Origin of the sequence: Enterococcus sp. 3H8_DIV0648, from assembly GCF_002140655.1 — a bacterium.
Lineage (GTDB): Bacteria > Bacillota > Bacilli > Lactobacillales > Enterococcaceae > Enterococcus_A > Enterococcus_A hulanensis.
In genome coordinates, this window is record NZ_NGLG01000002.1 from 599530 (window position 1) to 607402 (window position 7873).

Annotated in this window: 8 protein-coding genes; 2 read left to right on the forward strand and 6 right to left on the reverse strand. The window is 39.5% G+C overall.

Annotated elements, in window-relative coordinates:
• Window positions 1-67: 67 nt before the first annotated feature.
• From A5875_RS19075 to A5875_RS19095, 5 genes are all read right to left on the reverse strand, one after another.
• On the reverse strand, window positions 68-1057 hold the full coding sequence (locus tag A5875_RS19075) for a sensor histidine kinase (RefSeq protein ID WP_141108366.1): 990 nt from the start codon (window positions 1055-1057) through the stop codon (window positions 68-70).
• Complete coding sequence (locus A5875_RS19080; protein WP_088935158.1) at window positions 1054-1734, reverse strand: response regulator transcription factor; 681 nt, start codon at window positions 1732-1734, stop codon at window positions 1054-1056. Before A5875_RS19080 ends, A5875_RS19075 begins: the two co-directional genes overlap by 4 nt.
• 120 nt (window positions 1735-1854) lie before the next feature.
• A complete protein-coding gene (locus A5875_RS19085; protein ID WP_088935159.1) occupies window positions 1855-2691 on the reverse strand; it encodes a TIGR03943 family putative permease subunit in 837 nt (278 codons plus the stop codon).
• Window positions 2692-2712: 21 nt separating this feature from the next.
• Window positions 2713-3609 (reverse strand): permease, encoded by an 897-nt coding sequence (locus tag A5875_RS19090; RefSeq protein ID WP_088935160.1) that lies wholly within the window; start codon window positions 3607-3609, stop codon window positions 2713-2715.
• A 156-nt stretch (window positions 3610-3765) separates the two neighbouring features.
• Complete coding sequence (locus A5875_RS19095) at window positions 3766-4041, reverse strand: HU family DNA-binding protein (RefSeq protein WP_088935161.1); 276 nt, start codon at window positions 4039-4041, stop codon at window positions 3766-3768.
• A gap of 334 nt (window positions 4042-4375) precedes the next feature.
• Here A5875_RS19095 and A5875_RS19100 point away from each other — a divergent pair, with 334 nt between their 5' ends.
• Both A5875_RS19100 and A5875_RS19105 read left to right on the forward strand, forming a co-directional pair.
• On the forward strand, window positions 4376-5932 hold the full coding sequence (locus A5875_RS19100; RefSeq protein ID WP_088935162.1) for a helix-turn-helix domain-containing protein: 1557 nt from the start codon (window positions 4376-4378) through the stop codon (window positions 5930-5932).
• Window positions 5877-7412 carry a helix-turn-helix domain-containing protein gene (locus tag A5875_RS19105; RefSeq protein ID WP_088935163.1) on the forward strand — a complete coding sequence of 512 codons (1536 nt, stop codon included), beginning with the start codon at window positions 5877-5879 and terminating at the stop codon, window positions 7410-7412. Before A5875_RS19100 ends, A5875_RS19105 begins: the two co-directional genes overlap by 56 nt.
• 2 nt (window positions 7413-7414) lie before the next feature.
• Here A5875_RS19105 and A5875_RS19110 read toward each other — a convergent pair.
• Window positions 7415-7873: hypothetical protein (locus tag A5875_RS19110; protein WP_254911912.1), on the reverse strand; the 459-nt coding region annotated here is incomplete at its 5' end.

A 7873-nucleotide genomic window follows, 5' to 3' on the forward strand; every position in this document is an offset into this window, starting at 1 on the left:
AGAATCTTGCCTGTAAAAACACTACTTACGAAAATAAATCCAAACTTACAATTATGAAAGTTTGGATTTATTCAAAAGCGGAAATTTCTTCTGGAAAGACGATCGTGACCGTCGTCCCCTTTTTTACCTGTGACTCAATATAAAGGCGGCAGCCTAATTTCTCGGCTGCCTCTTGACTGAGATACAACCCAAGTCCGCTCGCTCTTTGCTGCTCTCTGCCATTCATACCGGTGTAACCTTTTTCAAAAACCCGCGGTAAATCTTCTGATCGAATCCCTATTCCGGTATCTTGGATCGTTAACTGATTGTCAGAAAAAGAAATACTGATCGTGCCGTTTTCCGTATATTTAATCGCGTTAAATATGACCTGCTCTAAAATAAAAATCAGCCATTTTTGATCGGAATAGACTCGCCCTTCGAGATTTCCCAGCTGCAAGCTTAAATCCTTTTGGGAGAAAAAAGTCGCATATTTTTTTACGACTGATTTTATGATCTTTTCTATCGATAGTTGTTGAAAAACCAAATCTGCCTGATCTAGATTTTGACGCATGTAATTTAAGATCATTTGCAGGTATTCATTGATTTTGAAGACTTCATTCTTCATTGTCCGCGGATCTAGCTGTCCTGATTGGATCAAGAGGTCTAATGCCGCCACCGGTGTTTTGATTTGATGCAGCCATAAGCCGAAATCATCCAGCATCGCTCGTTGTTTTTGCTGCAACTCTTCCTGCTCCTGATTTTTATTTTCTAAAACTAGCCGCAAGACCTCCTGATAGGTCTGTTCACTCAAAGTTGCCGCTTTCGGCAGGAAAACTAAATTGCTTAATTGTAAATCCTTGGTCGCTAACAGCTCCAATTGTTTCTGTTTGCGAAACGAACGATAAAAGGACACGAGTGAATAGACTACCAACACGAACGCCGTAAACAGCCAACCATCAAAAAAAGGCGCGAAACTAAACTCATAAAGGTAAAAGGTCAAAAAAATCAGACCCCAAAAAACTAGATACATCCCATAGATAATTCGCCGTTCATAAAGAAAGCTTTTTACTAATTTCATCTTTTTCCCTCTATTAAATAACCCTTGTTTTTGACCGTTTGAATCAGACCATCGATTCCAAAATCCTTCAGCTTTTTGCGCAAGCGGGTCAGGTTGACTGCCAATGTATTATTGTCAATAAAATCATCGCTTTGCCAAAGCGTCTCGATAATCTGCTCCCGCGGAACAATTTGCCCTTGTGTCGCAAATAGAACACTTAAAATCCGCGATTCATTTGGTGTTAACGGCAGGTGATCGTTCGCCGATTGAATCTGATTAATCGCCGGCACAAACTGATACTCGCCAAAAGCATAAGACAGCTGCTGCCCGTATTGATAACTGCGCCGCAATAATGCCTGAATTTTCGCCAATAAGATGGTCAGCTCAAAGGGCTTCTCGATAAATTCATCCGCCCCCATATTCAACGCCATCACCTGATTCATTTGATCCTTGGCCGAGGATAGAAAAATGATTGGCACCTCAGAAACCTTTCGAATCTCCTGACACCAATAAAAGCCGTTAAAATAGGGTAAGGAAATATCCAGAATTACTAAATCCGGCTGTGCCTTCTGGTAATCATCAAAGACATGCTGGAAATCAGTTGCGACAGCACAGTCCAGCCCCCACTGCGTTAAATGCTGCTGGATTACCGAAACGATCGTCGCATCATCTTCTACTAGAAAAATTTTATTTGTCATTATAGTTCCTTCTACTTTTTCTTTTTATTATACTAGAAAATTATCGCCTTTCGCCAACTATCTTGGGATAAAGCTTTCGGCAGAAAAAAAGAGTCTCCTGAATGACAGAAGACCCTATTATTAAAATGCTCGATAGACATATTGATTTTTTGGTGCGTCAACCGTTTGTGCACTGCTGACCTCGACCGATGGGATTTGACGATCGAAAGGTTCAAAGAAATCTAGCGTGATCGTCCCTTCGACATGCAGCCACTGATTATTCTTCACGGTCATATTATCCGGCAATTTGGTCATTAAACCAAACACGCCTGAATCCGCAACACAGTGAATGATCCCGAAGCGGAATAGAAAATCATATTTCTGATTATTCTTATTGGCTTCATACACGAATCCATTGAAAGAAATCTTTTTGCCGACAAAGGAATTAGGATAGTTATAGATTAATTCCATCACCTCTAAGTAATTTTCGTCGGTGACCGCCAATTTTTGGTCCGCTTCATATTTTTTCATCAACTGCGCCATTTGATCATTATAGTCGCTTTTATTGTAATAAATGCTGGTATCCGGCTTCAAATACTGGGTGTTCATTTCAGGATCGCCCACCGATTCCTTGCTGACAGGAAAACTGAATCCCTTCGCTTCAACTATCGTCGTATCTAGGCTGATCGTGGGAAACAGTGTCCCTACAACTAAAGGCAACACCAGCAATAGATAGGCGATCGCTCGTTGATAAGGCTTCGTCAGTCCATGATCGTGTCCATCATGATGCGTATGCCCCTGCTGTTTTTCACTACCGGCCCAGATTTTCAACTGAACAAGGGCTAACAGCAAGGACAAAAACATCGTCAGAAAAATCAGGTAGCGATAATGCACATTAATGTATTGATCCAATTTTCCAGAAACCTGCAGGTACATCATTAATTCGAAATAGCCTGATAAAATTAGAAAACGTATCATTGATCTTCCCCCTTCTTCTTCCTAAATCACTAACGCATAGATCGTAACGATCACGCTGATCAACGCAATCAATTGCAGAATAAATTTTCCATGAAAGCTGCGCTTCATCATCATCAAGTTTTTGATATCCACCATTGGACCAAAAACGAGAAAAGCCACGATCGCGTTAGTTCCAAACAAACTCAATAAAGAGGAACCGACAAAAGCATCTGCTTCTGAGCAAAGAGACATCGTAAAGGCTAAGATCAGCATCACTAAGATACCGATGATTTTCGAAGAAGTCAGCTGCATCATAAATTGCGTAGGCAAGAAGACCTGCATCCCGCTGGCAATCAGCGCACCGATAATCAAATAGCGCCCCGTGTCAAAAAATTCATCGATACCGTGAACTAAGACCGACCAAACTTTCCCGCCAAAAGATGGCTTGTCCGCTGCCTCGTGGTGATGGTCTTCATGGTGATGCAGCTCTGATTTCATGATCGGTGAACGATTGAAATACGCGATCCATGACCCAATGATCAAAGCGACGATGAAACTGCCCAGCGCTCTTAGTAAAGCAAACTTCAGACTATTGCCAAAGGCGATGTAGGTTGAAAACAATACGATGGGGTTGATAATGGGAGCCGTCACCATAAACGCAAATGCGGTGTGCTCCGGTACCCCTTTACGCATGAACTGTGTAACGATCGGTACGATACCGCATTCACACGATGGAAAAAAGAAACCTAAAAAGGAACCGACAAGGATGGCCAAAAATTTATTTCTAGGTAAGATTTTTTTTACACGTTCCGGTGTTAGAAAAACTTGCAACGCTCCGGAAATAATACAACCTAATAAAACAAATGGAATTGCTTCGATGACAATCGATAAAAAGATCGCACTCATTTGCAAAATTGAATGTGGCAGAAAATTAAACATGTGTCTCCTCCAAAATTTTCACTGTTTAAACATATACTCTTTTTCTTCAAAAGATACAAGAAATTTTGAATTCACAAACTTTTTTTTAGATATTTTTATGGATTTTCCACCCGAAAACACAAAAAAACCCGCTCATTATGAGCGGGTAATTGCTTGCTATTTTACAGCGTCTTTTAATTGCTTACCAGCTTTAAAAGCAGGTGATTTGCTAGCTGCGATGGTGATTTCTTCACCTGTTTGAGGGTTGCGGCCTTTACGGGCAGCACGTTCGCGTACTTCGAAGTTACCAAAGCCGATAACTTGCACTTTTTCGCCAGCTTTCAACGATGTTTGGATACCATCAAATAATGCATCTACCGCTGATGTTGCGTCTTTTTTTGTCAATCCAGTCTTTTCTGCTACTTGTTCAACTAAACTTTGTTTATTGATCATAATGTATAGCCTCCACTATCTTTTTTAATGTATTCCATAGATAATTCTATTCGTTATTGGCGAGAAAGGCAACACTTAAAACTCTATTTAATTTTTTTTCGTTTTTCCACTTTTTTCGATTTTTTTAATTGCGAATTAAAAAAATAAAAAATTTAGTAAAAATTCTTTTAATTCATTTGTATTTTTCCTTATTAAATTGGTATCCTTAATTATAATTATTCTTAATCATAGTTTGTTAAATAACAAAAATGACAGCAAATTAAGAATTGCAGGCTTGTTTTAACACTCTTTTAACATTATATTAAATAAAAAAATATTCGAGGAGTTTTCACTTATGAATTTAAGAGGGTTAATGAAAAAGGATAACATCCGAAGACTGCGAATTATTGAAATGCTTTATTTTGCAAAAGAACCATTATCTTCCTATCAATTTATGGATGAGCTGGGATGTTCACTGCCTGTACTGCTCAATGATCTGCGTTTCTTAACTGGAGACGACCTGCCATTTAGCATTAATAAAGATAAAAGACTTTATTCTATTGAATTTGCTGACAATGCTTCGATCGATGCGGTCTATTCTTACATGATCCGCAGCAATCTAGAATATCAAATTATCGAATGTCTCCTTTTTGAAGAAAATGAGAGCATCCAAACTACTGCCAAACAGCTAAACTGTAGCTCTTCTAATATGCAGCGTTATCTGATCACCACTAGGGAGCTCTTAGCAGAATGGGATCTGGAACTCCTTAAACGCCCGCTCATGATCAAAGGAGATGAATTAGCGATTCGCCACTTTTATTATATTTTCTTTAAAGAAGCGCGGGTTCCGTTTTCTAATTATAAGTTTTCGCTTAGATTAGTGAAGGCTGTCGATCAGCTGATTCGTCAAATTTTGCTAGATAATGAAATCAAGAATAATATGAACCTTCATTTTCGCTTGATGCATAGCTTCTTGATCGCCTTGCGACGCTTGAATAAGAATCACAAGATCAAACGACTTTATAAAGACAGCGGGTTAGTAATTCCAAAAGCAAAAGAGCTTCCCCGATTAGTTCGATTGATCAGGCAAGAAACCGATCTTACCTTCACAGAGACCGACTTGAAGGAATGCTTGTGGCCGTTGTTTAGCCATCAACTGATCTTAAACCGCAAGCAGCAATCGATTGTTCATAAAAAGAATAAAAATCTAGCAAGTTTTTATGAAACGCATCATTTTTTATTGGAAGAAGTCAACACTCTATTGACGGTCCCGCTTTCACAGGAGGAGATGGTGGAAGCGATGCGGCTATTAGGAAATGAACTATTCTGCTTCTATCCGGATAAATGCCCGCTGGAAATCGTGCAGGAGTCCGATAGATTGATTATGAATCTGACGGATAAAAAATATAGTCCAGAATTAAGGCGGCTTAAAAATGTGATCCGTGATTTTTTGATTCCTCAAGAAAAAGAAGACTTCTTGCCGCTTTATCTTGGCTGCTTGGTCACTGCCATCAACAATATCTTCCAGCGCCTTACTAAGTTTGATAAACATATTCGAGTGCTTTTATTATCGGATGCCTCTAATTCTCACGAGCGTTTTTGGCAATCTATTTTTCCCGCGTATATCAAGGGATCAGTGATCTATGAATATTTTGAAACACCATATATTTTACAGCAGCAGCTAACTAGGCTGACAAAGAACTATGACCTGATCGTAACCAATGTGACCATGACCGGTTTGCGATCCGCCTGTCCGGTAATCGCAATCAATGCTTACCCGACCGCAAGAGATTTTGATCGGATTCAAAATTTTATTAATGATTTTGATTTATTACCATCACGAAAGGAACTATCTAATGAACTTACACCGACTATTGAAACGAGAAAATCAGCGTCAATTGCAACTGATTGAGACGCTGTACTATTCTCAACGACCTCGTTCAAGTGAAGAGCTGGCAGAAATTATTCAGTGTACCATCCCAATTGTGTTAAACGATATTCGCGCGATCAATAAGCAAAGCGACTATTATAAAGTCGTTCGCGAAAACAGTCTTTATCACTTTGAATTAAAGGATAATGCCACGCTTGATGTCCTTATTTCAACCATGCTCACCAATTCATTGTCATTTAAGATTTTAGAGGTGCTTTTCTATGAAGAATCCCACTCTTTAATCGATCTTTCAAAACGATTATTCTGCAGCCTGAGCACCGTTCAGGCCGCCATGAACAATTTGCAGGAGGTGCTGTCAGAATGGAAAATAAATGTTAGACGCCGGCCGTTCCGATTGACCGGAAATGAAATCGCCATTCGCCATTTATATTTCTTGTATTTCTCAGAAAAAAAAGCCCTTCGAGAGGACACGCCTTTCAGCTCTGAATTTTTCCATTTTGGAGACGAGGTCGTTCGCTCGATGATCGCCAATAATCAGTTAAAAACATCATTGGCTCAGTATAATCGTTTGAACTTGTCCTTCTTTATCAGTTTGGTTCGAATCTCAAATGAACATCATATGACTTCGCGGATATTGCGATCCACCGCCATCAATGTTCCTAGTCAGCGGGCGATCAATAATTTTAACTACTTTTTACGAAAAGAAATGGATATCTTTTATTCTGAAGACATCATGAAGGAAAGCTTCTGGCTGCTCTATTCTGATTTGTTTTTATTGGGAGAAGAGCAAACCGCACGAGTATTAGAAACAAATCCTTATACGGCCTATCACTATGAGACGCATTTTATCTTTGCGGAAAAGCTGAGTAAGATGCTGGTCCATCCTTTGACGGAGCTTCAAAAGGAGCAGCTGGCAACGATTTTGATCAATCAACATCTCTTCCATGCGAACACGAAAGAATTTATCAGTGTGCTGCAGGATCGAAAAAGGGAATGTCTGAACCTATTGGATACCTTTCATGCTCACTGTGTCCATCAGCTGCGTAATTTAGTGATTAAATTCACAGAAGAATACCGTCTATTTAAATCACCGGAGTTTATCGACAATTATATTTATCAAATTATCGCTACGGTCCCTAGTTGTTTGACCGGACTGAAACAAATCGATAAAACAGTCAATCTGCTGATCGTTTCCAGTGATTCTAAAATGCAGGAAAGTTTAATGGCTGAGCTTTTGCGTCTTTCTCTTAGAGGAAATTATGCAATTCACCAGATCAATGTCAAACAATTACATAGTACAAGCTATCGAAAAGTTTTCGAAGAATATGATATTGTCATCAGCACTTCCACCTTCGATGTTCCAAATTGCAAAACACCGATCATCGCCGTAGAACTTTGCCCCAGCGTCCATTCAATCAATAGAATTCAAAAAATGATCGACCAAATTATCTTAGAAGATACACAATTCACAGTAAGATTAATCGAAAAAGGACTTGAGTAGGGTTACTCAAGTCCTTCTTTTTCTTCTCTTAAACGCGTCAGCTCTTTATCCATCGACGCTTTTTCTGCTGTCAGGCTGTCGATCATCCGCTGATATTTGTCCTTACCATTTTTCTTGCGGATCAGATTTAACTGGATCGCTGAAAACAAGATGACGGCTAGCGATAAAATGACGATCACAGCGAAAATAACGCTTAATTCCATTCTAAATAGTGTATATAGTAACACGATCAGGCCAATCACGATCTCGGCGATACTGAGTTTGGCTCGGCGTCCGCCTCCAAAAATGATCCGCTTTAGCGTGGGTCCGTTCAATAATTCTTCGTAGCGAGTCAAGCGAGCTTCAAGAAAGCTGACTTGCTCTTTCAATAGATCAATTCGTTGATTATCCGGCATAGTGACTTCGCTCCTTAATATCCTTCTACTTATTATCGCTAGTAATCCTCGTTTTCGCAAATATTT